This is a genomic window from Burkholderia stabilis (assembly GCF_001742165.1).
GTDB classification, from domain to species: domain Bacteria; phylum Pseudomonadota; class Gammaproteobacteria; order Burkholderiales; family Burkholderiaceae; genus Burkholderia; species Burkholderia stabilis.
Map to the genome: position 1 here is coordinate 2,886,046 of NZ_CP016443.1, position 20,796 is coordinate 2,906,841.

A 20,796-nucleotide genomic window follows, 5' to 3' on the forward strand; every position below is an offset into this window, starting at 1 on the left:
AGACGACCGCGAGCGCGCCTAACGGCGCGAAATCCCGGGCGTGACCGCCGCATGCGCATGTGACAGCGGAATCTCCACCTCGACCGTCGTGCCTTCGCCGAGCGTCGTCGCGATCTGCAACGTACCGCCGACGAGATACGCGCGCTCGCGCAAGCCGACCAGCCCGAACGAGCTCGACTTGCGCGGCGCGCCGGGATCGAACCCCGCGCCGTCGTCGCGAATCGTCAGCGCGATCGCATCGTCCCCGCACACGAGATCCACGTCCGCATGCGATGCGGCCGCATGCCGCGCGACGTTCGCGAGCGCTTCCTGCGCGATGCGGAACACGGCCGTCGCATACGGTTCGTCGAGTTGCAGCTCGGGCGGCTCGACGTGCAGCGCGCATGCAATCCCGTGACGGTGCCGGAAATCCTCGACGAGCCATTGCATGGCGGCGGCGAAGCCGAGATCGTCGAGCATCAGCGGGCGCAGGTCCGATGCGATGCGCCGCGTCGCGGCCACCGCGCCGCGCGCCAGCATGTGCATGGCCGCGATCTTGCGCGCGAGCGGCGCGTCGTCCTGCGGCACGCGGTCGATCAGCCATTCGAGATCGTTCTTCAGCGTCGCGAGCGTCTGCGCGAGTTCGTCGTGCAGTTCGCGTGCGATGCGGCGCTGTTCGGCCTCGCGCGCGCTCGCGCTGATCGCGGCGATCTCGCGCAGTTCCTCGCGTGACGCCTGCAGCGCACGCTCCGCACGCACACGTTCCTCGACTTCGCGCCGCAGGTCGCGGTTCGACGCGCTCAGTTGCGCGGTGCGCGCGGCGACGCGCTGTTCGAGCCGTTCGTTCGCCTCGTTCAGCTGCGCGCTCTTCTGCAGGACGAGCAGATGCTGGTAGCGCGCGCCGGCCAGCGCGCGCACCGTCTGCGCGTGCAGCCGGCCGTTCTCGAACAGCAGCGCGAACAGCACGACACCCGACGCGACGAGGCCGTACGCGCGCCCCGCGTAGAACCCGAGGTCGAAGCGCCCGTGGGTCAGCATCGACGACAGCGCGATGTCGAACAGCCATGCGACGAGCACGGTCATCACCCACAGGTCGAGCACGGAATGGCGCCGCCGCTGCCGCCACATCAGCACGAGCGCGAGCAGGTTCAGCCCCCACACGGCCGTGATCGCGTTCGTCATCGACGCGGCCATCCGGTTGCCGTGCATGATGCGCGGCAGCAGGTCGTGGCCGGCGGTCGCGAGCAGCGCGAGCGCGGCGGTCGCGCCCGCCGCCGCGGCGATGCAGAGCACCACCGGAATCGCGGCGCGGCGCTGCGGCGCGGGGATCGGGTGCGCCCGCGACGGTGCGCGCAGCAGCGCGTAGGCGGCGACCGTCAGCGGAAAGCCGCCGTGCCAGAACAGGTACAGCCACGCGGTGGTCTGTTCGCCCGCGCCGAGCAGGCCGGTCGGCGTGAACAGCCCGGGAAAGGTCAGCATGTGCGTGCCGGCCATGAAGCCCGTGAACAGGTAGCCGCCCGCGAGCATGAGCAGCGATTTCTCGCGCAGGATCGCGTACTGGCCGAGCAGGAGGCCGGCCGTCACCATGTCGTTGACGACGATCGCCGACTGGTACACGGGAATGAACGCCCAGCCCGCCGCCAGCGGCATGCCCGCGAACGGTGCAAGCATGGCGAAGATCGCGGCCGACACGAGCACGGTTGCGATCGCGAGCCGTCGCTCGCGGCGGCCGGGCGGCAGCGACGACATGAACAGGCGCGACGCGTCCGGATCGTCGTTGCCGCCGGGAACCGGCTGGAAGCGGAAGGCGTTCATCATGCGTCGCCGCCGCCGGGGTCGAGGTCGTGGCGCACCGCGTAGCGCACCAGCGCGGCTTCGTTCGGCAACTCCATCTTCTCGAGGATCCGCGTCTTGTAGGTGCTGACCGTCTTCGCGCTCAGCGCGAGTTCGGACGCGATCTGCGTGACGGTCTGGCCCGCGACGATGCGGCGCATCACGTCGAGCTCGCGCGCGGACAGCCGTTCGTGCGGCAGCGTCCGGGCCGGCGTGCGCAGCGTGCGTGCGAGGCTTTCGGCCGCCGACGGGCTCACGTAGACGCCGCCCGCCGCCACCTTGCCGACCGCCTCGACGAGCTCGGCGGTCGCGCTGTCCTTGGTCAGGTAGCCGGTCGCGCCGGCCTTGAACGCCCGCGCCGCGTACTGCGCCTCCGCGTGCATCGTCAGCACGAGCGTGCGCAGCGACGGCGCATGGCTTTTGACCAGCCGGATCAGCTCGATGCCGGTTGGTGCGGGCATCGACAGGTCGAGCAGCAGCACGTCGGCGGTGCCGCGCTCGGCCAGCGCGAGCGTGGCCGAACCGTCGCTCGCCTCGCCGACGATTTCGAAGCCACCGGCCCTCTCCAGGATGTAGCGCAGTCCGTCCCGCATGACTGCGTGATCGTCAGCCAGAATTACCCTGATCATCGAGCGATCCTCTTCGGGATGACGCCGCGGGCCCTGCCGTCCGGTTCTCGTCGCGGCGGTTCTTCTGATCAATATATTCCGCCGAATCCCAAAGCGGTACACGTTGGAGAGATTTTCGGGATATCCCGGGGATGAATGTGTACTGAAGCGAAATAATCGACGGGAAAGGCACGATCCCGAGCGCGGGCGGGGACGGGTATTCCCGGATGATCGCCGCGGCCGTGCGCGGCCGGCAAGGCGCCGCGCGAACCGTCCCGATTCGGGTCTAAACTGGTGCCCGATGCCACCCCGGAGACCTCACGATGATCGATCTTGCCGATATCCTGCCGTCCGCGCTGCCTGCCGCCGTCGCCTGGGCCGACGCGGAGGCGGCGCGCGGAATCGCGCAGGGCGCGCCGCTCACACCCGCGCAGGCCGACGACGCGCGCACGGTCGGGGTCGCGCAGCCGGAGCGGATTCGTGTCGTGACCGCCGACCGCCTGCCGTTTCCCGAAACGCCTTCGCTGGCCGCGATCGCCCGCGACACGGGGCTGCTGTCGCCCGGGACGATCGGCCTGACGCTCGGCCATGCGGTGTTCGTACTGCGCGGGCACGACACGCGCCGCCTGCTGACCCACGAATTCCGTCATGTGCATCAGTACGAGGCCGCCGGATCGATCGGCGCGTTTCTTGCGCGTTATCTGCAAGAGATCGCGACGGTCGGGTATCACGATGCGCCGCTCGAGGCCGATGCGCGGCAGCACGAGTTCGACTGACCGCTCACGCCGGCGCGACCGCGCGCACCTCGAGATGAACCTTCCCGACGCTCCCATCGGCCCGGTGTCCACCCGCCGAGCCGCGCCGCTGTGGAGCGCGCGATGAGCGAGACGATCCACGCGTGGATCGGCACGATCGGCGCGCATCCGCTGCTCGTGCTGGCGATCGTGTTCGTCACCGCCTGTGCCGAGGCGATCGCGCTGATCGGCACGGTGGTGCCGGCCGGCGCCGTGATGTTCGCGGCCGGCACGCTGATCGGCGCGGGCGCACTCGACGGGTGGACGACGATCGGCGTCGCGGCCGTCGGGGCAGTGATCGGCGACGGGATCAGCTACGAGCTCGGGCGGCACTATCGCGGGGTGATTCGCAACGCGTGGACGCGCTTCGGCTACGCGGCCGCTTACTCGCGCGGCGAGGAGTTCGTACTGCGGCACGGCATCAAGAGCATCGTGCTCGCGCGCTTCCTCGCGCCGGTGCGCGCGGTCGTGCCGGTCGTCGTCGGCTGCGCGACGCTGCCGCGCCGGTCGTTCTATCCGGTCAACGTGATATCGGCGCTCATCTGGGCGCCCGTGCATGTGGCGCCGGGCATCCTGTTCGGCGCGTCGGCCGCGCTGGCGGCGGCGATCAGCGTGCGGGTCGCCGTGATCCTGGTGGTCGTCGCCGCGCTGGTCGCGCTCGTGTGGATCGGCGTGCGCGTCGCGCTGCGGCGCGGCTGGCCGCTGTTGCGCCGCGCGATCGCCGAAGTCGTGCACGCATGCGCGCGCCGCTGGCCGCGATTCGGCGCGCGGCTGCTCGCCGCGTGCCGGGCGCGGTGCCGGTGTTCGCGCTGCTGTTCGTCGGTTGCGTGTGGCTGTTCGCGGGCCTCGTGCAGGATGTCGTCGCGAACGATCCGCTGATGCACGCCGACATCGCGCTGTACGCGTTCCTGCAGAACCTGCGCACGCCGCCCGCGGACGCCGCGATGCGTGCGCTCGCGGTGCTGCACGGGCACGATACGGGGCTGATCGTCGCGGCCGCGTTTCTCGTCTGGCTGATGATCCATCGCTGCTGGCTGACGGCCGCGTGGTGGCTCGCGACGGTCGGCATCGCCGTCGTGCTCGTGCCGGTGATCGGTGCGGGCGTGCCCGGCGCGACGCCCGCGAGCCTGCCGCCCGGCGCGCTGCATGTGCCGTTGCCCGATGCCGACGCCGCGTTCGCGATGCTCGCGAGCAGCGGCATCGGCTGGGTGCTCGCGCGCGACCGGCCCGCGCGGTGGCGCATTCCGGTCGTGACGGGCGTCGTGCTGTGGATCGTGCTCGGCGGCTTCGCGCGGCTGTACGTCGGCGATACGTGGCTGTCGGGTTTGCTCGGCGGCTGGAGCCTCGGGCTGGCGTGGTTCGCGGTGCTCGCCGGCGCCTACGCATACTGGCGCGTGCGCGAGCATGTGCAGCCGAGGGGCGCGCTCGTCGCGGTGGTCGTGGTGCTCGCGACGGCCGGCGTCTGGACGATTCCCGCGCAATGGCAGCTCGACCGCGCGTCGCGCCCGCATGTCGGCGACGTGGTCGCGATGACCGTCGATCAGTGGATGCGCGGCGGGTGGCAGCGCGTGCCGACGCGGCGCACCGAGATCGGCGGCGATCGCGAGGAATATCTGCCGCTGCAATGGAGCGCGACGTCGGACACGCTCGATCGTCATCTCGCGCAGGCCGGCTGGCAACGCGCGACGCCGTGGTCGCCCGCCACCGCACTGCGCTGGCTGTTGCCGCAGGCGCCGGCCGACGCGCTGCCGGTTCTGCCGCGCTATACGCATGGCGAAAGCACGCGCCGCGTGTTCGTGCGCGTCGATCCGGGCCGCCCGGAAAGCCGCCTCGTGTTGCGGTTGTGGCGTTATCCGTACGTGTTGCAGGACGCGCTCGGCAATCGGCCGTTATGGTACGGCGCGCTGTATCGCGAGACGTTGCGCCGGCCGGCGCGGCTGATGACGATCGTGCATACGACGCCGATCGACGATGCGGCAACGATTGCGCAGGCGCTGGCGGTCGAGCCGACGATCGAGCGTCCGCCGGCGGGGATGAGCGCCGCGCCGGCCGAGATGCTGCTCGTGTGGATGGTCCAGCCGTGAGCGGGCAGGGTGCCGCTTACGCGTGCGCCGGCTGCGCGGGGACGACGGACAGGCGCAGGCCGACCGTCTTGAGCACCGCGAGCAGGGTTTTCAGTGTCGGGTTGCCGTTGGGCGACAGCGTGCGATACAGCGATTCACGACTGATGCCGGCTTCGGCCGCGACCGCGCCGAGCCCACCATAGGCCTCCGCGACCGTGCGCAGCGCGAGCAGGCCGGCCGCGCGGTTGTCGGGATCGTCGAGCGATTCCATGGCGACCCGCAGATAAGCCACCGCGAGTTCGCGGTCGGCGCCCAGTTCGGCGACTTCCGCATCGTGGTGCGATACCGCGCCTTTGAGCTTGTTCACATTTGCCTCCGTTTCCAGTTCAACCAGTGTTCCTTTGCGCGCCTGATGTCGTCGGGCTGGCTGCGCTTGTCGCCGCCGGACAGCAGCAGCACCAGCGCGCCGCCGTGCCGGCCGAAATACACGCGATAGCCGGCGCCGACATGGATGCGCAGTTCGATCACGCCTTCGCCGACGGGCTCGCAATCGCCGAAATTGCCTGTCTGCACGCGGCGCAGGCGTTCGCGAATCCGTGCCTGGGCGAGCTTGTCGCGCACGGCGTTCAGCCATTCGGTGAAAGGCTCGCGACCATCGTCGCGCTGATAGCGAAGCAGTTCGAACTTGGCTAGCATTGTAACTTATAAGCTACAAAAGGGTGGTGGAAAGAGGCGGTCGTGTAGCTTGCCGCCGACGCGGTGAACGGGGAGCGATACATGCGTGCGCGGATCGCCGGATCGGGATGGCCAGCCACGCGGCGGCCGGTGCGCAGGCGACGCCTTCAGGGTTCGGGCTGTCGGGCGACGAAGCCCGCTTCCCGGACGACGATCATTCTTTCATCCGTTGCGGACGGCGGCGATTCGGCCGAATGGCCTGTTTGGATGGCGCGATGACGGGCACGCGCGGTGGGCGGGGTGTCGGCAGGAAATGATGCGAACGGCAAACCTGCCGGCGCCGGCGCATCGCGCGACCGGCGGGCCGACAGGTTCGTCGCGGCGTTACTGCTTCGCGGGCGCGGTGCTCGCGACCTTGTCGAGCGCGGCCGGAATGTACGTGTCGAGCTGCGCAGTCACCGATTCGTAGAAGTCGATCGGCTTGCCCCATGCGTCGGGCACGTCGAGGTGCTTTCCGGTCGCGTATTCGGCGAGCGTGAAGACCTTGCCGGCGGCCGACGGATAGAGCGCGAGCACCTTCTCCTTGTGCTTGTCGGTCATCGTCAGGATTACGTCGGAATGCTTGACGTCGTTCGCGTTCAATTGCACCGAGCGGTGCGCGGACGTGTCGAGGCCGTGCCGCTTCATCAGGATCACGCCGTTTTCCTCGGGCTTTTCGTCATACGGATCTTCATCGACCGCGCGCGAGATCACCGCGACGTGCGCGTGCCGCTGCGCGATCAGCTGGCCGGCGATCGCTTCGGCCATCACGCTGCGCCCGGTGTTGCCCGTGTCGACGAACGCGACTTTCTTCGGTTCGTCGGCGAACGCCGACGTCGCGCACTGGATGCCGACGCAACAGAGCAGCGCCAGCGTGCTGAGGGTGTGGCTTCTTTTCATTGATGTCTCCGCCATGATGAGGTGAGGTCGCCCCGGCAGTGGGCCGGGGTTTGCGGAAGATCATGACGGCCGCATGCGGCGGAAAAAAATAAACGACCGGTTTTCGCAAGATGGTGTCGCTTCGTTGCAAGCGGGCGCGACGGTGGCCACGGGTATCGCGGCGATCGCGGAAGCCGTACACCGCCGCCCCGATCGCCGCATGTCACCGTTCCGTCGTCACGCCGCCGCGGCCACACGCTCCGACGCAAACCCCGCCAGCGTCCGCAATGCGTCCCGCGCCGAGCGCAGGTAAAACGACTGCAGATGAAACACGTGCCAGCGCGCCGCATGAATCTCCAGCCGGCACGGCACGCCGCACGAGGCCGCATGATGCGCGAGCCGCTGCGCATCCGACAGCAGCACCTCCTGGTCGCCAGCCTGGATCAGCATCGGCGGCAGGCCGCGCAGGTCGGTGTCCAGCGGGCCGCGCGCCGCGGTCGAGCCGGCACCGTGATACCAGCGCAGCCCCTGTTCGAGCCAGCCGCGGCGGATCATCGGATCGTCGTGGCGGCGCGATGCCAGCGTCGCGCCGCCGAGCGCGGGATCGGTCACGGGCGAGATCAGCAGCAGTGCAGCGGCGGCCGGTTCGCCGCGCTCGCGCAGCGCGATGGCGAGCGCCAGCGCCAGCGCGCCGCCGGCCGAATCGCCGGCGATGACGATCCGGTGAGGCGCATGGCCTTGCGCGCGCATCGCGTCGTACGCGGCCAGCGCGTCGTCGAGCGCGGCGGGGCTCGGATGCTCGGGCGCGAGCCGGTAATCGGGCACCCACACCGGCAGGCCGGCTTCGTTCGCGAGCCGCGTCGTCACGCCGCGATGCGTATGCGGCCCGCCGAGACAGAACGCGCCGCCGTGCAGATAGAGGATCGCGCCGCCCGTGTCGCCGCGTTTCGGCGCGACCACTTCGACCGGCACGCGGCGCGCGGACGTGCGGTAGCGCAGCGTACCGCCCGCGCCGGGCATCAGAGGCGACAGCAGCGCGACGACGCCGCGCTGCATGCGCGCGCCGAACGGCGGCCCGATCAACGGCCTGAACGCGACGCGCAGGAAGCCGCGCAGCGACGCGGCGGCGAGCGCCTCCAGTCCGCCTGCCGGTGGCGCGATCACCACGCCATGTGCGGGCGCGGGCGCATCGGGCAGCGGGTGCGAGAAGCGATACGCGCGCAGCCCGGCGAAGCGCGTGATCCACCGGTAGGTCAGCGTGAAGCCGGGCCAGTTCGTGCTGTTGTGGCCCGATGCGTCGACGTACCAGCTCTTGCAACTGCTCCACACCGAACCGGCCAGACGTTGCTGCACGTGCGCGTTGAAGCGCCGGTAGCGTCGCGCGTCGACGTCGATCGCGCACGCGCACGCGCCGTCGCGCCGCATCGCGCGCACGCAGCGCATCACGTGCGCGATCTGGCTTTCGAGCATGTAGACGATCGAGTTGTGGCCGAGGTTGGTGTTCGGGCCGTACAGCATGAAGAAGTTCGGAAAGCCGGGCACGGTGAGCCCGAGATATGCCTGCGCGCCGCGGCGCCACGCGTCGTTCAGGTCGAGCCCGTCGCGGCCCGTGATGCGCATCGGCGACAGGAATTCGGTCGCCGCGAAACCGGTGCCGTAGATGATCGCGTCGACCGGATGGTGCGCACCGTCGGCGGTCTCGATGCCATCCTCGGTCACGCGCCGGATGCGCTGCGTGACGAGCTCGACGTTGTCGCGGCTCATCGCGGCGAGGTAGTCGCTCGACAGCAGGATGCGCTTGCAGCCGATCGGGTAGTCGGGCGTGAGCCGTTCGCGCAGCGCGGCGCTCGGCACGTCGCGCGCGAGCAATTTGCGGAACGGCCGGCCGACCGCGAAATCCATCAGACCGTGCAGGCGCGTGAACGCAATCGCACGCGATTCGTAGCGCAGGTAGATCGACGCGCGATACAGCTTCATCGCCCACGGCAGACCGCGAAGCAGCGCCTTTTCCCACGGGCGGTACGCGCGATCGGGGCGCGGCATCACGTAGGCGGGCGAGCGCTGGAATACGACGAGACGCTGCACGTCGCCGGCGATCGCCGGGACGAACTGGATCGCCGATGCGCCGGTGCCGACCACCGCCACGCGTTTGCCCGCGAGCGGCGTGTCGTGATCCCAGTGCGCGGAATGGAATGCGCGACCGCGAAACGTGTCGATGCCGGGCAGGTCGGGCATCGCCGGGCGGCTCAACTGGCCGGTGCCGCTGACGAGCACGGCCGCACTCAGCGTCGTGCCGTCGGCGAGCGTGACGCGCCACAGCGCATGGGCTTCGTCGTAGCGCGCGCGTTCGACTTCGGCGCCGAAGCGCAGATGGCGCGCGAGCCCGTACTTGCGCGCGCAATGCTGCAGGTACGCATGGATTTCGGGCTGCGGCGCGAACACGTGTGACCACGTGGGATTGGGCTCGAACGAGAACGAGTAGAGATGCGAGGGCACGTCGCAGGCGGCGCCCGGATAGCTGTTGTCGCGCCATACGCCGCCCACGTCGTGCGAGCGTTCGACGATCACGAAATCGTGGATGCCGGCGCGTTGCAGCGCGATGGCCATGCCGATGCCGGCGAAGCCGGCGCCGATGATGATCGCCGAAAGCGGCGCGGCCGGTTCGGCCGGGCGGGAAGCGTCAGGCGAGAACATCGCGGGTTTCCTCGGGCGGGGCGGCGTCGTGCGCGGCGCACGACGAAAGAGCGGTGTCGACGTGCGCCGGCGTATCGCGATGCGACTGCGCAGTCGTGCGGCACACGCTGCGCATCATGTCGACGGCCTTCTCGGCGATCATGATCGTCGGCGCATTGGTGTTGCCGCCGATCAGCGTCGGCATGACCGACGCATCGACGATGCGCAGCCCCTGCACGCCGTGCACGCGCAACTGCGGATCGACGACGGCGAGCGCGTCGTGTCCCATCCGGCACGTGCCGACCGGGTGATACACGGTGTCGGTGCGCCGGCGCAGCACGTCGCGGATCTCGTCGTCGGTCGTGACGTTCGCGGTGAACAGGTCGCGCGTGGTCCAGCTCGCGAGCGCCGGCGCCTCCATCAGCCGGCGCGTGAGCCGGAAGCCCGCGACCATGTCGTCGAGGTCGCGCGGATCGTCGAAGAACGCGGGGTCGATGCGCGGCGCCGCGAGCGGATCGGCGCTGTGCAGCGTGACCGAGCCGCGGCTGCGCGGCCGCAGCAGGCACACGTGGCACGACAACCCGTGGCCGGTGTGCAGCTTGCGCGCGTGATCGTCGACGAGCGCGACGACGAAATGCAACTGGATGTCCGGCGCGTCGAGGCCGGCGCGCGTCTTCAGGAAGCCGCCGCCTTCCGCGAAATTCGACGTCAGCATCCCGCGCCGCTCGCGGCGAAAGCGCGCGAACTCGCGCAGCATGCGCACGCCGCCGCGCGCGGACACGCCCATCGTGTCGACGCTGCGCGTGCGGTAGCCGAGGATGAAATCCGGATGATCCTGCAGGTTGCGGCCGACGCCGGCCAGATCCGCGCGCACCGGAATGCCGAGTTGCTGAAGCTCGCGCGCCGGGCCGACGCCCGACAGCATCAGCAACTGCGGCGTCTGCAACGCGCCGGCGGCGAGCACGACTTCGCGCCGCGCACGCAGCGTGCGGATTGCGCCGTGCTGCCGCACTTCGACGCCGATCGCGCGCGTGCCGTCGAACAGGATGCGCAGCACCTGCGCGTGCGTTTCGACGGTCAGGTTGTCGCGGCGGCCGATGTGCGGCAGCAGATACGCGCGCGCCGCGCTCCACCGTTCGCCGTGCTTCTGCGTGACCTGGTAGATGCCGATGCCTTCCTGCTGCGCGCCGTTGAAATCGTCGGTGAGCGGCAGGCCGGCCTGTTGCGCGGCTTCCAGGTAGCGCGCATGGAACGGGTTGCCGGTGCGCAGGTCGCTGACCCACAGCGGGCCGTCGCGGCCGTGCCACGCATCGTCGAGGCGCTCGTTGTGCTCGCTCAGGCGGAAGTACGGCAGCACGTCGTCGTATGCCCAGCCTTCGTTGCCGAGCGCGGCCCAGCCGTCGTAATCGACGCGATGCCCGCGGATATAGACCATCGCGTTGATCGCCGACGAACCGCCGAGCGCCTTGCCGCGCGGCTGATAGCCGATGCGCCCGCCGAGCCCAGGTTGCGGCGCGGTGTCGAACGCCCAGTTGTTCAGGCGTGTCGGCAGCATCGCGACCGCGCCCGTCGGCACGTTCACGACCGTGCTGTCGCCGCGTCCGCCGGCTTCGAGCACGCAGACGGTCACGGCCGGGTCCTCGGTCAGCCGTCCCGCGACGACGCACCCGCCCGAACCGCCGCCGACGACGATGTAATCGTAAGTCTTGCTCATGGAATCGTCTCCTTTCCTGATGTCCGGTGGGTCAGGCGATGCGCGCCGGCACGCGGCCGGATGCTTCGCGTTGGCGTTCGAAACGGGTGGCGGGATCGGTCGGGCGACTCGGTCGCATGGTGTCTCCTCCTGGGGGCGTTGGCGTCGTTCGGGCGACGACTGGATGACGCCGATGGTGCTGGCCGCATGGGAAAACACCAATGCTGCTTCGGGACAATTGTTTTAGTATTTGGGCCAAATTGGCGCTTCGAGGGTTTCTCCGCATGAGCTTCTGGGACTTCACCCGGAGTCCGGCCAGCGCCCGGCTGCTGGTCGATTTCGGCGACGAACGCGGCGTGCCGCACGCCACCTTGCTGGCCGGCACGGGGCTCGCGAATGCGCAGCTCGACGATCCGAAGGTCGAGGTGACGGCCGCGCAGGAGCTGCGGCTGACCGGCAACCTGCTGCGCGCGCTCGGGCGCACGCCGGGCCTCGGCTTCGAGATCGGCCTGCGTTATCACTTCTCCGCGTACGGCGTGTGGGGTTACGGGCTGATCGCGAGCGCGACCGCGCGCGACGCGCTGGCGCTCGCGATGCGCTTCCTGCCGCTCACGTATGCGTTCACCGTCATCACGTACCGCGAGGAAGCCGGGACGGGCGTGCTCAACTTCGGCGCGCCGGAACTCGACGGCGGCCTGAGCCGGTTTCTCGTCGAACGCGACATGACGGCCGCGGCCGTGCTGCTGCAGGAAATCGGCGGCGACGATTTCGCGCTGTCGCGCCTCACGCTGCAGGCCGCGCGCGCGCCGTCGCAGCCGGTGCCGCGCATCGCCGGCGCCGAGCCGGTGTTCTCGGCGCGCGCGAACAGCCTCGCATTCGATCGCGCGTTTCTCGAGCGGCCGCTGCCGCATGCGAATCCGCTGACGGTGTCGATGTGCGAGCAGATGTGCGGCCAGCTCGTCGAAGCGCGGCGCGCGCGCGTGGGCACGTCGGAGATGGTACGCCAGTACCTGGGCGCGACGCCCGGCACCGCGCCGTTCTCGCTCGAGGACATGGCGCGGCTGATGAACACGAGCCCGCGCACCCTCAAGCGCCGGCTGCAGGAAGAGGGCACGACGTTTCGGGCGCTGCTCGCGCAGGCGCGCGGCGCGATGGCCGAAACGCTGCTCGGCGATGCGCACCTGTCGCTCGCGGAAGTGGCCGAGCGGCTCGGCTTCAGCGACCTGTCGAGTTTCTCGCAGGCCTTCAAGCGCTGGTACGGCGTGCCGCCGGGCGCGTATCGCAGCGCGGCGCTGCGTGAGGCGGAGCGTTCGTGAGTCACGGCTCGGCGTCGTGTTTTTCCGAGGACGCGGGCGTGATGCTGCGTTGCCTGCGCGACTGCGATATCGTTTGAATCCGCGTCCGGATTCGCACGCGCATTCCAGACGGCATTCACTTCACGAGAGAACCCGCATGATCACGCTTCGCCCGATGACCGAGGACGATTTTCCGCGTTTCTGGCCGACCTATCGCGCCATCGTCGCCGCGCAGGAAACCTATGCATTCGATCCCGCACCCACGCCCGAATCCGCGCGCGCGCTGTGGCTCGACGCGCCGCTTTGCACGTGGGTCGCGGAAGAGGACGGCGTGCTGCTCGGCTCGTACTACCTGAAGGCGAACGCAGCCGGGCCCGGCAGTCACGTGAGCAATTGCGGCTACATGGTGAGTGACGCTGCGCGCGGGCGCGGCGTCGCGCGCCTGATGTGCGAGCACTCGCAGCAGGTCGCGCGCGAGCGCGGTTTTCTCGCGATGCAGTTCAATTCGGTGGTCGCGACGAACGAAGTGGCGGTCGCGCTGTGGCAGAAGCTCGGCTTCGACATCGTCGGTCGCTTGCCGCGCGCGTACTGTCACGCGCGGCTGGGGTTCGTCGATTGCCTCGTGATGTTCAAGTGGCTCGGCGGCACGCCTGCCGCCGAAGCCTGAGCACGCAGCCGTTTCGTCAGACGGCGAACGCGCCGTCGAACACGATCCGCTCGTCGAGCGCGAGCGTGCCGCGCGCGAAGATCAGGTCGAGATGGTGGCTGCCGTTTTCGCCGCCGCCGAGCCCGAGATGCAGGCCCGGGTGGCGCTCCTCGAAGCCCGCGTTGCGGCCGTACAGGCCGCGGATGCCGAGGTTCGTGCCGATGCCGAATTCCTCGATTCGCCGATGATTCGCGTGGCGGTCGAGATAGGTCGCGAAGTCGCGCCGGAAGCCGGCGTCGTCGCTGTCGAAATCGACGATCGTGCTGCCTTCGACATGCAGCGTCGCGAGCCGCTCGGCCACCTTGTACTTGATCGCGAACGGCACGGTGCCGAGAAACGTGCCGCTGAACACGACCGAGCCATGCAGGTCGGTCACGTGCGTCGCGATCTCGCCGGGCACGACGTCGAGATTGCCCATGCCGTCCACGCTGGTCCATTTCTGGTCGGGCGCGAGCGAGCCGGTCAGCGTGTTGCCGGCTTCGTCGATGAAATGGATGTGCGATGCGTGCGCGGCCGCGTCGATCAGCCGGCCGTTGCGTGCCGCGATGTCGTCGAGCGATTCGGCGAACGCTTCGTCGAGGTGCGGGCCGTAATCCTTGAACAGTACCGACTTGCTCCAGTGCTCGACGATCGCGGGGCGGATCGCGGCGAGGAACGGCGGCCCGCTCGGCGACGGCGTCGGCAGGCACGACGAGTCGTACAGCAGCACGAACAGGTCGGCGCGATCGAGCGCGGCGGCGATATCGGCGGGCGGGGTGCTTTCGAGGCAGAGGGTGGTCGCGTCGAGCGAATCGGGCAGGGCGGAAAATGCGCGCAACGCGGTGTCGCGGTTGCGGGTGTCATAGCCGACCAGCAGTTTTCCCGACTCGCCGCGCGCAAGCTTGTCGCGCAGCGCCGGGTGAAAGCCGAGCGCGCGGTGCAGGTTCAGCATGCGTGTCTCCGGAAACGGCGGAAGGGCCGTGCCCTTCCGCGAGAACGGGTGGCCCGCTCAGACCGGCCAGAGCGCGGTGCCGAACGGCACCACGGCGTCCTCGACCATCATGTCGACGGCTTCGGGGTGCGTGTCTTCCTGCATCCAGTCAAGCAACTCGATCTGCTGGGTTTCCTGCATGTCAATTCTCCTGTGGTGAACATGAGTGATTCAACATGAAAGCGCGGCAAGGAAAGTGCCGCTGCCCGCCCGGCATTTTGTGAATGCCGGACGAGTGGCGTCGATATTAGTCTGATGATTTGGCGAAGGCAATGCACTGCAAGGTTTTTAGCCGCGCGGCGCTAAACACCGGATTTTCGCGATCGGGTGCGGCAAAGAAGGCAGACGACACGGATCGCGCGGTGCCCCGAAGCGGCAGTGACGTGCATCAACCGAGCAGCGCTTTCCCGAGCGGCTTGACCGGCTCGGACCGGAGCACCAGCGAAGTCGTGACCGCGCCGAAGCGGGCAATCGCGTCGACGATGGTTTCCAGTTGCTCCGGTGTCGGCACCCGTACCTTCAGCAGGAAACAATCCTCGCCGGTCATGCGGTGGACTTCGATCACATGCGGCATGTCGGCGAACGCGTTCAGTGCGGGCTTGATGTGTTCGTGCGTCGTTCGCAGACGGATGATGGCCATCATCCCCAATCCCAGTGCCGCCGGATCGATCCGCGCGCCATAGCCGGTGATGATGCCGCGCTCTTCCAGGCGTTTGACGCGCTCCGACGTCGCGGGCTGCGACAGCCCGATCTGCCGGCCCACTTCGGAGAGCGGCATCCGTGCGTTGTCCTGCAGCGCTTCGAGGATGGCGATATCCAGGCGATCGAGCTCTCCGTTCGACATTGCCGATCTCCTGTTCCGTTAAGTCATCGGCATTTTGTCTCAATAACCGATGACTTGCCATTCCGGGCGTGTTTCCTGCAGGTCAGACTGCGAACTCCTGTGTTCATGGAGGCGAGGATGGAACAAACGATTGTCGTCGTGCCGGGTATCGGCAACTCGGAAGCGGATCATTGGCAGAGTCACTGGGAGGGGACGCTTCCCGGCGCCACGCGCATTGCGCCGGCTTCATGGGACGTGCCCGACCTGACCGACTGGATGGCGGCGCTGGACGAGGCCGTCGCGAAAGCCGCGACGCCGCCGCTGGTGATCTGTCATTCGCTCGGTTGCCTGTTGTTCGCGCATTGGCATGCCGCGTCGACGCGCAGCGTGCGCGGTGCGTTTCTCGTCGCGGTGCCCGATCCGGGCGGCCCGCATTTTCCCATCGCCGCCAGGGCGTTCGCGAATTTGCCGACCGGTGATTTCGACGGCCTGCCGGTTCTGGCGATCGCCAGTTCGGATGATCCGTACGACCCGGCGGGGCGGGGGATTGCATGGGCCACGGCGTACGGCGCGACGCCGCTTCTGCTCGGCGCGCGCGGCCATCTGAATGCGGGTGCCGGGTTGGGGGAATGGCGCGAAGGCGGCGCGTTGCTCACGGCCTTTACCGCTGGATTGCGCCGATAGCGCACGCAAGCGCGCCGACATGTTCCCGGGCTTTTCGTCACCGCATGGAAGAACCGGAAGCGGTCGCGATCGTCGCCGGATTCCGGTTGCCGGAGCATGCCGCCGGGACGAGCGGTCAAGTATGATCGCTCGACGGCGCCGTCAGCCTCGGCAATCGGGATTGACGCTGCCCGGCGTCGGATTCCGCGCCGACGACGCAGCGACCGACGTTCGCGACGTCACGTCGGCACTGCGGATGCGCGCGTCCTGGCCTCGAACGACAACGGAGACAACCTGATGCCCACAGCGCCGCAACCGGAGCGTGCCGGCCCATCGCGGCCGGACGCCGGTGCAACGGACCCCGGCCGCATGGCCGCGTGGCGGCTGGCGATCTGCCTGTCGTTCGGCAGCGCGATCGCGCTCGGCCTCGCACGTTTTTCATATGCGCTGCTGCTGCCGCCGATGAAGGCCGATCTCGGCTGGACGTTCGCGCAGGCCGGCGCGCTGAACACGGCGAACGCGGCCGGCTACCTGATCGGCGCGCTCGCCTTTCCGCTTCTGTCGCGGCACTGGCGCACGGGCACGCTGCTGGCGGCCGGCTGCGCATTGACCGCGTTGCTGATGGCCGCATGCGGACTCACGTCGGGCATGCACGCGTTGCTCGTCGAGCGGCTCGCGACGGGCGTCGGCAGCGCGCTGATCTTCATCAGCGGCGGCGTGCTCGCCGCGCGGCTCGCGTCGGCGTCGCCGCGCGATGCGGGGCTGCTGCTCGGCCTCTATTACGGCGGCACGGGGTGGGGCATCGTCGCATCGTCGCTGCTCGTGCCCGCGACGCTCATGCAACGCGCACACGGCTGGCAGCCCGCGTGGTTTGCACTCGCGCTGGCATGCGTGCTGTTTTCGGCAGTGGCCGTGTCGGCCGCGCGGCGCATCGAGCACGAGCACGCGGCGCAAGCCGCGCCGCGCGACGGTGCGGTATCGGCCGTCACCGCGAGCCCGGCGCGCTTCGCGCTCGCGCTGGCCGGCTACGGGCTGTTCGGCGTCGGTTATATCGGCTACATGACGTTCATTGTCGCGCTGCTGCGCGGCGCGGGGATGAGCGGCACGGTGGTGTCGGCGTTCTACGTGATGCTCGGTGTCGCGACCGTCGTGTCGGCGCGGTTGTGGTCGACACTGCTCGACCGGATGCGCGGCGGCCAGGCACTGGCCGTGCTCAACGCGTTGCTCGGCGTCGCGACGCTGATGCCCGCGATGTTCGTGCATCCTGCCGCCGCGTTCGTGTCGGGCGTGCTGTTCGGCGCGACGTTCCTGTCGGCGGTTGCATCGACGACCGCCTTCGTGCGGCACAACCTGCCGCCCGACGGCTGGGCGAAAGGGATCAGCGCGTTCACGACGGTCTTCGCGTTCGGCCAGATTGCCGGGCCGGTCGCGATCGGCTGGGTGTCGGACAGCGCGGGGCTCGCGCGCGGGCTCGTGTATTCCGCACTGACGCTGTTCGCGGGCGCCGCGCTCGCGGCCGGGCAGCGCGCGTTGCGGGCCGCGGCGTAATCGGGCGAACGCTCAGCGCACGCACGCCGTGCGCGAGACGCGATGAAACGCGCGGCTGAAGTAGATGAGGCTGTCGCCGTCGTCGCGCACGCGGATCGACGTCGCCTCGATGAACATCACCGAATGCGAGCCGACTTCCTTCATCTCGGCGATCGTGCCCTGCAGGCTCGCGAGCGCGTCGCGCAGCACGGGCACGTCCTGTTCGCCGCGATCCCAAACGGGCAGGTCGAAACGCCGTTCCATCGGCAGATCAGTGAGCCCCGCGAAATGCCGCGCGAGCAGTTCGTGCTCGGCCGGCAGCACGTTGATGCAGACATGGCGGTTGCGCTCGAAGGTCGCGTGCATCGCGCTCGACCGGTTCAGGCACACGAGCAGCGTCGGCGGCGCGTCGGTGACGGAACAGACGGCGCTCGCGGTGATCCCGCAGCGGCCGTGCGGCCCGGCGGTGGTGATCACGTTGACGGCCGCGCCGAGGTGGGCCATCGCTTGCCGGAAAGCCTTCTGCGCGTCGGTCGGCTCGACGCGCGCCGGTCGCGGGATAGCGGTCGTGGAGGACGTGGGGGACATGGGCGCTCCTGAGTGGACATGAGCGGCGATCGTGCGCTGCCGGTGCAGCACGCGAACGTCGACGATGGCCTAGCGTACGTCGCGAAAAAGCGGGCGACCATTCGCACGATTGACGCCGGAGATGGCGTTCTCGCCAACGCGTCTAAAGGTTCTACCTAGATGCGTCGCGCATCGTGCAAAAAAAGCGCGATTGCACGGACGTGCAGCGCGTAAAAGGGTGTTCAGCGGGTTTTCGGCTCGTTATGATGTGCCGCACACGCCCGGCGAACGACGCGCGCCCCGAGCCGGCAACCGGCCCCTCGCGCGGCGCGTGCGATACCCATACCGATATTGAACGAGACACCCCCGATGACGTCACCCGCACCGATCGTATACATCGTCGACGACGACAGCGGGATGCGCACGTCGCTCGCGTGGTTGCTCGAATCGGTCGGCATCGTGTCCGAAGGGTTCGCGAACGCAGCCGACTTTCTCGCGCGCTTCGACGTGAACCTGCCCGCGTGCCTGGTGCTCGACGTGCGGATGCCGGAGAAAAGCGGCTTCGACGTGCAGGCCGAGCTGAATGCGCGCGGCGCGACGCTGCCGGTGATCTTCGTCAGCGGGCACGGCGACATTCCGATGTCGGTGCGCGCGCTGCAGAACGGCGCGATCGATTTCGTCGAGAAGCCGTACAACTCGCAGCAGATGCTCGAGCGCGTGCAACGCGCGCTGCGGCTCGCGCAGCAACGGCATGCGGTCGATCAGCGTCACCGCGAGCTGCGCCAGCGGCTCGATGCGCTGACCGCGCGCGAGAAGGAAGTGCTGCGCGGCGTGGTCGACGGCAAGGGCAGCAAGCAGATCGCATCGGACCTGTCGATCAGCGTGAAGACCGTCGACGTGCATCGCGCGAGCATCAAGGAGAAGCTCGGCGCGACGTCGATCGCCGCGCTCGTGCGCGACGTGATGGTCGTGTGGGGCGACGACGGGGAGTCGTCGCGCTAGCGATCCTCAGGCGCGTGTCCCGCGCGCGGCACCGGTCGACACCGCGCAGTCGATGCGTGCCGTCGTTCAGCGCATGTACAACCCGCCGTTGATGTCCCAGCACGCGCCGTTCGCGAAATGCGCGTCGCCCGACGCGAGCAGCACGGCGGCGTCCGCCACGAAACCGGCCGACCCGAGCTTGCCGCCCGGCAGGCTCGCGAGCACCTGTCGCAGCTTTTCCGGCGCGACGCTTTCATACACGATCGGCAGATCGAGCGGGCCCGGCGAGATCGCGTTGACGGTCACGCCCTGCGCGGCGAGATCGCGCGCGAACACCTTGGTCAGCGTCAACGTGCCGCCTTTCGCGGCCGCATAGTGCGCGCCCGTCGCCGAGCCGCCGTTCTGCCCGGCGAGCGACGCGATGTTGACGATGCGGCCCGCGCCGCGCGTCGCAAAATACTGGCCGAACACCTGGCAGCCGAACAGCACGCTGCGCAGGTTCACGTCGATCACCTGATCGAACTGCTCGGCTGTGATCTCCATCGCGGGGACGACCTTCGACGCGCCCGCGTTGTTGACGAGCACGTCGATCGCGCCCCAGCGCGCGACGAGCGCATCGCGCGCGGCTTCGAAATCGCGTTTCGACGTGACGTCGAGCGGCAGCGCGATCGCGCGTTCGCCGCCGGGGTCGAGTTCGCGTGCATGCGCATGGATGGCGTCGGCGGCGATGTCGGCCAGCGCGACGCGATAGCCGGCCGCATGAAAGCGTTCGGCGATCACGGCGCCCAATCCGCGCGCGGCGCCGGTGACGATGACGACTCGGTCTGACATGGTGTGTGATTCCCTGGTTCGCGAACGCGCGCCGGTGGAAGCGGCGCGCGCGTCGTGGTTCATGTGGCGAGCGCCGCTTCGATATGCGCGGCGATCGCGCATACGCGTTCGTCCGCACCTTTGCGCCCGACGATTTGCAGCCCGGCCTTCAGTGGCGATGCGGCCAGCGGCAGCGGCACGCTGAGCGCCGGATGGCCGCTCAGATTGAACGGCCGGATCAGCGACGACATCGCGATCACCGATACGCCGTTGCGCGCGTCGTCGAGCGTGATCGGCAGCGCGGGGAGTGTCGGCAGGATGAGCACGTCCGCGTGTTCGAGCGCCGCATCGACCTGCGCGGTGAAACGCGCGCGGACGGCTTCCGCTTCCGCGAGTGCGGCAGGCGTCGTCGTCGCGGCCGCGCGCAGCCGCGCATCGAGATCGGCGCCGAGCTTGCCCGTTGCGACGAGATGGCCGAATGCGCGCGACGTCTCCGCATTGATCACGGTGAGCCCCGCGGCGAACGCAGCCGGCATTTCGTCGAGCGCGATCGCGTGCGAGCGCAGGCCTGCCGCGTGTATCGCTGCATCGAGCGCGGCAGTGATCGCCGGATCGGCATCGACGACGACTTGCGCAACGGTGCAGTCTGCTACTGGCGCCGTCGCGAGCGCGCGATCGAAGCCGGGCGCGATCGCGGCCATCACGGCGGCGAGCGTACGCATATCGCGTGCGAACGGGCCGACGCAATCGAGCGTGGATTCGGCCGGCGCGACGCCGCGCCGCGACACGCGGCCGAACGTCGGCTTCAGCCCGAACACGCCGCAACACGCGGCCGGCCCGCGAACCGAGCCGCCGGTATCGGTGCCGAGCGCCGTGTCGACGGCACCGATACCGACGAGCGACGCCGAGCCGCTCGACGAGCCGCCCGGAATGCGCGATGCGTCCTGCGGATTGACGGGCGTGCCTGTGTATTCGTTGATGCCGGTCATGCCGAACGCGAGTTCGTGCATGTTCGCCTTGCCGGCGATCTGCCAGCCGGCGTCGAGCAGCAGGCGGACCACCTCAGCGTGCTGCGCGGCGGGCGGTGCGTCGGCGAGCGCGCGGCTCGCCGCGCGGGTCGGATGGCCCGCGATGTCGATCGTGTCCTTGATCGCGATCGTCGGGCCCGGCCCGCCGAGCGTGAAGGTATCGATGAAGCCTGTCATGGTCGGTATCGTA

The 20,796-nt window shown here is 69.2% G+C and carries 19 protein-coding genes and 1 pseudogene; 7 read left to right on the forward strand and 13 right to left on the reverse strand.

Features of this window, described 5'->3' with window-relative positions:
- Positions 1 to 18 precede the first annotated feature (18 nt).
- Together BBJ41_RS30750 and BBJ41_RS30755 are read right to left on the reverse strand one after the other, a co-directional pair.
- Positions 19 to 1,797 (reverse strand): sensor histidine kinase, encoded by a 1,779-nt coding sequence (locus BBJ41_RS30750; protein ID WP_069749930.1) that lies wholly within the window; start codon positions 1,795 to 1,797, stop codon positions 19 to 21.
- Positions 1,794 to 2,441: a response regulator gene (locus tag BBJ41_RS30755; RefSeq protein ID WP_069749931.1), complete on the reverse strand. Its 648-nt coding sequence runs from the start codon at positions 2,439 to 2,441 to the stop codon at positions 1,794 to 1,796. The genes BBJ41_RS30750 and BBJ41_RS30755 overlap by 4 nt, the downstream gene beginning before the upstream one ends.
- A 302-nt stretch (positions 2,442 to 2,743) precedes the next feature.
- On the opposite strand from BBJ41_RS30755, the gene BBJ41_RS30760 reads away from it, so the two are divergent.
- The gene (locus BBJ41_RS30760; RefSeq protein ID WP_069749932.1) at positions 2,744 to 3,196 is read left to right on the forward strand and encodes a hypothetical protein; all 453 of its coding nucleotides are present in this window, start codon (positions 2,744 to 2,746) and stop codon (positions 3,194 to 3,196) included.
- Positions 3,197 to 3,298: 102 nt separating this feature from the next.
- Positions 3,299 to 5,298 (forward strand): annotated as a pseudogene (locus tag BBJ41_RS30765) (VTT domain-containing protein).
- A 16-nt stretch (positions 5,299 to 5,314) separates the two neighbouring features.
- On the opposite strand, the gene BBJ41_RS30770 reads toward BBJ41_RS30765, so the two are convergent.
- From BBJ41_RS30770 to BBJ41_RS30790, 5 genes are all read right to left on the reverse strand, one after another.
- Positions 5,315 to 5,644: a helix-turn-helix domain-containing transcriptional regulator gene (locus BBJ41_RS30770; RefSeq protein WP_047901651.1), complete on the reverse strand. Its 330-nt coding sequence runs from the start codon at positions 5,642 to 5,644 to the stop codon at positions 5,315 to 5,317.
- Positions 5,641 to 5,973, reverse strand: coding sequence for a type II toxin-antitoxin system RelE/ParE family toxin (locus BBJ41_RS30775; protein ID WP_069749933.1), 333 nt, complete (start codon positions 5,971 to 5,973; stop codon positions 5,641 to 5,643). Before BBJ41_RS30775 ends, BBJ41_RS30770 begins: the two co-directional genes overlap by 4 nt.
- A 363-nt stretch (positions 5,974 to 6,336) precedes the next feature.
- Positions 6,337 to 6,891, reverse strand: a complete 555-nt coding sequence (locus BBJ41_RS30780) for an arsenate reductase/protein-tyrosine-phosphatase family protein (protein ID WP_069749934.1) — start codon at positions 6,889 to 6,891, stop codon at positions 6,337 to 6,339.
- 216 nt (positions 6,892 to 7,107) lie between these two features.
- Entirely contained in the window at positions 7,108 to 9,564 is a 2,457-nt protein-coding gene (locus BBJ41_RS30785; protein ID WP_069749935.1) for an alpha/beta hydrolase fold domain-containing protein, read from the reverse strand.
- Positions 9,551 to 11,257, reverse strand: a complete 1,707-nt coding sequence (locus BBJ41_RS30790) for a GMC family oxidoreductase (RefSeq protein WP_069749936.1) — start codon at positions 11,255 to 11,257, stop codon at positions 9,551 to 9,553. Before BBJ41_RS30790 ends, BBJ41_RS30785 begins: the two co-directional genes overlap by 14 nt.
- A gap of 263 nt (positions 11,258 to 11,520) precedes the next feature.
- Here BBJ41_RS30790 and BBJ41_RS30795 point away from each other — a divergent pair, with 263 nt between their 5' ends.
- Together BBJ41_RS30795 and BBJ41_RS30800 are read left to right on the forward strand one after the other, a co-directional pair.
- Positions 11,521 to 12,552: an AraC family transcriptional regulator gene (locus BBJ41_RS30795; protein WP_069749937.1), complete on the forward strand. Its 1,032-nt coding sequence runs from the start codon at positions 11,521 to 11,523 to the stop codon at positions 12,550 to 12,552.
- A gap of 136 nt (positions 12,553 to 12,688) precedes the next feature.
- Positions 12,689 to 13,198, forward strand: a complete 510-nt coding sequence (locus tag BBJ41_RS30800; RefSeq protein ID WP_069749938.1) for a GNAT family N-acetyltransferase — start codon at positions 12,689 to 12,691, stop codon at positions 13,196 to 13,198.
- A gap of 16 nt (positions 13,199 to 13,214) precedes the next feature.
- Here the strand turns inward: BBJ41_RS30800 and BBJ41_RS30805 are convergent, their stop codons facing one another.
- From BBJ41_RS30805 to BBJ41_RS30810, 3 genes are all read right to left on the reverse strand, one after another.
- A complete protein-coding gene (locus tag BBJ41_RS30805; protein ID WP_069749939.1) occupies positions 13,215 to 14,168 on the reverse strand; it encodes a M29 family metallopeptidase in 954 nt (317 codons plus the stop codon).
- A gap of 57 nt (positions 14,169 to 14,225) precedes the next feature.
- Positions 14,226 to 14,348, reverse strand: coding sequence for a hypothetical protein (locus tag BBJ41_RS41940; protein WP_006479692.1), 123 nt, complete (start codon positions 14,346 to 14,348; stop codon positions 14,226 to 14,228).
- A gap of 247 nt (positions 14,349 to 14,595) precedes the next feature.
- On the reverse strand, positions 14,596 to 15,051 hold the full coding sequence (locus BBJ41_RS30810) for an Lrp/AsnC family transcriptional regulator (protein ID WP_069749940.1): 456 nt from the start codon (positions 15,049 to 15,051) through the stop codon (positions 14,596 to 14,598).
- A 117-nt stretch (positions 15,052 to 15,168) separates the two neighbouring features.
- On the opposite strand from BBJ41_RS30810, the gene BBJ41_RS30815 reads away from it, so the two are divergent.
- Both BBJ41_RS30815 and BBJ41_RS30820 read left to right on the forward strand, forming a co-directional pair.
- Entirely contained in the window at positions 15,169 to 15,714 is a 546-nt protein-coding gene (locus BBJ41_RS30815) for an RBBP9/YdeN family alpha/beta hydrolase (protein ID WP_069749941.1), read from the forward strand.
- Positions 15,715 to 15,990: 276 nt separating this feature from the next.
- Positions 15,991 to 17,241, forward strand: coding sequence for a YbfB/YjiJ family MFS transporter (locus BBJ41_RS30820; RefSeq protein ID WP_069749942.1), 1,251 nt, complete (start codon positions 15,991 to 15,993; stop codon positions 17,239 to 17,241).
- 12 nt (positions 17,242 to 17,253) lie between these two features.
- Here the strand turns inward: BBJ41_RS30820 and hpaC are convergent, their stop codons facing one another.
- Positions 17,254 to 17,808, reverse strand: a complete 555-nt coding sequence (gene hpaC / locus BBJ41_RS30825; protein WP_069749943.1) for a 4-hydroxyphenylacetate 3-monooxygenase, reductase component — start codon at positions 17,806 to 17,808, stop codon at positions 17,254 to 17,256.
- A 348-nt stretch (positions 17,809 to 18,156) separates the two neighbouring features.
- Here hpaC and BBJ41_RS30830 point away from each other — a divergent pair, with 348 nt between their 5' ends.
- The gene (locus tag BBJ41_RS30830; RefSeq protein ID WP_069749944.1) at positions 18,157 to 18,789 is read left to right on the forward strand and encodes a response regulator transcription factor; all 633 of its coding nucleotides are present in this window, start codon (positions 18,157 to 18,159) and stop codon (positions 18,787 to 18,789) included.
- Between the two features lie 66 nt (positions 18,790 to 18,855).
- Here BBJ41_RS30830 and BBJ41_RS30835 read toward each other — a convergent pair whose 3' ends face one another.
- The gene (locus tag BBJ41_RS30835; RefSeq protein ID WP_069749945.1) at positions 18,856 to 19,599 is read right to left on the reverse strand and encodes an SDR family NAD(P)-dependent oxidoreductase; all 744 of its coding nucleotides are present in this window, start codon (positions 19,597 to 19,599) and stop codon (positions 18,856 to 18,858) included.
- A 59-nt stretch (positions 19,600 to 19,658) separates the two neighbouring features.
- A complete protein-coding gene (locus BBJ41_RS30840; RefSeq protein ID WP_069749946.1) occupies positions 19,659 to 20,783 on the reverse strand; it encodes an amidase in 1,125 nt (374 codons plus the stop codon).
- Positions 20,784 to 20,796: the final 13 nt, after the last annotated feature.

What these genes read in the sequence shown, in the direction of transcription:
- BBJ41_RS30810 (WP_069749940.1), bottom strand. Translation starts at nt 15,051, where the DNA reads ATGTCGAACGGAGAGCTCGATCGCCTGGATATCGCCATCCTCGAAGCG.
- BBJ41_RS30805 (WP_069749939.1), bottom strand. Translation starts at nt 14,168, where the DNA reads ATGCTGAACCTGCACCGCGCGCTCGGCTTTCACCCGGCGCTGCGCGAC.
- BBJ41_RS30755 (WP_069749931.1), bottom strand. Translation starts at nt 2,441, where the DNA reads ATGATCAGGGTAATTCTGGCTGACGATCACGCAGTCATGCGGGACGGA.
- BBJ41_RS30820 (WP_069749942.1), top strand. Translation starts at nt 15,991, where the DNA reads ATGCCCACAGCGCCGCAACCGGAGCGTGCCGGCCCATCGCGGCCGGAC.
- hpaC (WP_069749943.1), bottom strand. Translation starts at nt 17,808, where the DNA reads ATGTCCCCCACGTCCTCCACGACCGCTATCCCGCGACCGGCGCGCGTC.
- BBJ41_RS41940 (WP_006479692.1), bottom strand. Translation starts at nt 14,348, where the DNA reads ATGCAGGAAACCCAGCAGATCGAGTTGCTTGACTGGATGCAGGAAGAC.
- BBJ41_RS30815 (WP_069749941.1), top strand. Translation starts at nt 15,169, where the DNA reads ATGGAACAAACGATTGTCGTCGTGCCGGGTATCGGCAACTCGGAAGCG.
- BBJ41_RS30800 (WP_069749938.1), top strand. Translation starts at nt 12,689, where the DNA reads ATGATCACGCTTCGCCCGATGACCGAGGACGATTTTCCGCGTTTCTGG.
- BBJ41_RS30830 (WP_069749944.1), top strand. Translation starts at nt 18,157, where the DNA reads ATGACGTCACCCGCACCGATCGTATACATCGTCGACGACGACAGCGGG.
- BBJ41_RS30840 (WP_069749946.1), bottom strand. Translation starts at nt 20,783, where the DNA reads ATGACAGGCTTCATCGATACCTTCACGCTCGGCGGGCCGGGCCCGACG.
- BBJ41_RS30785 (WP_069749935.1), bottom strand. Translation starts at nt 9,564, where the DNA reads ATGTTCTCGCCTGACGCTTCCCGCCCGGCCGAACCGGCCGCGCCGCTT.
- BBJ41_RS30790 (WP_069749936.1), bottom strand. Translation starts at nt 11,257, where the DNA reads ATGAGCAAGACTTACGATTACATCGTCGTCGGCGGCGGTTCGGGCGGG.
- BBJ41_RS30835 (WP_069749945.1), bottom strand. Translation starts at nt 19,599, where the DNA reads ATGTCAGACCGAGTCGTCATCGTCACCGGCGCCGCGCGCGGATTGGGC.
- BBJ41_RS30795 (WP_069749937.1), top strand. Translation starts at nt 11,521, where the DNA reads ATGAGCTTCTGGGACTTCACCCGGAGTCCGGCCAGCGCCCGGCTGCTG.
- BBJ41_RS30780 (WP_069749934.1), bottom strand. Translation starts at nt 6,891, where the DNA reads ATGAAAAGAAGCCACACCCTCAGCACGCTGGCGCTGCTCTGTTGCGTC.
- BBJ41_RS30775 (WP_069749933.1), bottom strand. Translation starts at nt 5,973, where the DNA reads ATGCTAGCCAAGTTCGAACTGCTTCGCTATCAGCGCGACGATGGTCGC.
- BBJ41_RS30750 (WP_069749930.1), bottom strand. Translation starts at nt 1,797, where the DNA reads ATGATGAACGCCTTCCGCTTCCAGCCGGTTCCCGGCGGCAACGACGAT.
- BBJ41_RS30760 (WP_069749932.1), top strand. Translation starts at nt 2,744, where the DNA reads ATGATCGATCTTGCCGATATCCTGCCGTCCGCGCTGCCTGCCGCCGTC.